Raw genomic sequence first — 1,220 nt, 5'->3', positions numbered from 1 at the left:
TGCTGGAGCAGTTCGGGCGCGAGTGGCTCCAGATCTACCCGCGCGCCCGCGTGCTCGCGGCGTCGAGCCTCGACCTCACGGCAGACAAGCGGCGGCTGTTCGTCGCCCGCGCTGCCGCGAACGAGTGGGACGCGATCATCCTCACGCAGGGGGCGTTCGCCAAGATCCCGCTGCGCGCCGAGACGCAGCAGGAGTACATCCGCGGGCAGGTAGACGACGTGCGGCGAGTGCTGGGCGAGGCGACCGGCGAGCAGCGGATGAGCGTCAAGCGCATCCAGCGGAAGCTCCTGGCGATGGAGAACAAGCTCAAGGATCGGCTCGACTCCGACCGCGACCGCGGCGTCTGCTTCGAGGACACCGGCATTGATTACGTCATCGTCGACGAGATGCATATGTACAAGAATCTCGCCACCGAGTCGAACATCAGGGACGCGGCCATCGAGGGCTCGGATCGCGCGAGCGACCTGCACATGAAGCTCGAATACCTCCGCTCCGCGGGGCGCGAGCGGGTCGTGACCGCCGCGACCGCGACGCCCATCTCGAACTCGATCACCGAAACCTATGTCATGCAGCGATACCTGCGGCCCGACGTGCTGGAGTCGGCGGGTGTCGGCGCGTTCGATGCGTGGGCGGCAACGTTCGGCGAGCTGGTCACGCAGATGGAGATCTCGCCGACCGGCAGTACCTTCCGAATGAAGACCCGCTTCGCCCGGTTCCAGAACGGGCAGGAGCTGCTCCGGATGTGGTCGGTGTTCGCCGACGTGAAGACCGCTGAAGACCTCGACCTGCCCGTGCCCGCGCTCGTGCAGCGCGACGACGGCAGCCGCGCGCCCTCCACCGTGCCGGTGCAGCCGACCGTCGAGCTGGAACAGTACGTCGCATCCCTCGCCGAGCGCGCCGAGAAGGTCGCCACCCGCCAGGTGCGGCCCGACGAAGACAACATGCTCCTGATCGCCACCGACGGACGCAAGGCCGCGCTCGACATCCGCATGGTCATCTCCCGCGACCCGTCCGGGCCGAGCAAGGTCGACGTCGCCGCCGACGCGATCCACCGCATCTGGGAGCGCACCCGCGACAACGAGTACCTCGACACGGTGACCGGGCAACCCTCCACGGTGCGCGGGTCGCTCCAGCTCGTGTTCTCCGATATCGGCACCCCGAACCAGGACAGGTGGAACGCCTACGACGAGCTGCGGCAGCAGCTCGTGCAGCGCGGCATC

1 pseudogene is annotated in these 1,220 nt (G+C 68.0%); it reads left to right on the top strand.

What is annotated here, in order from left to right:
* Positions 1 to 1,220 (top strand): annotated as a pseudogene (locus tag BGO47_RS12115) (helicase); the annotation flags it as partial.

Source organism: Microbacterium sp. 67-17 (genome assembly GCF_001898325.1).
Classification (GTDB): domain Bacteria; phylum Actinomycetota; class Actinomycetes; order Actinomycetales; family Microbacteriaceae; genus Microbacterium; species Microbacterium schleiferi.
The sequence above is the reverse complement of the archived record's forward strand: the minus strand, read 5'-3'. Positions and strand labels throughout refer to the sequence as shown.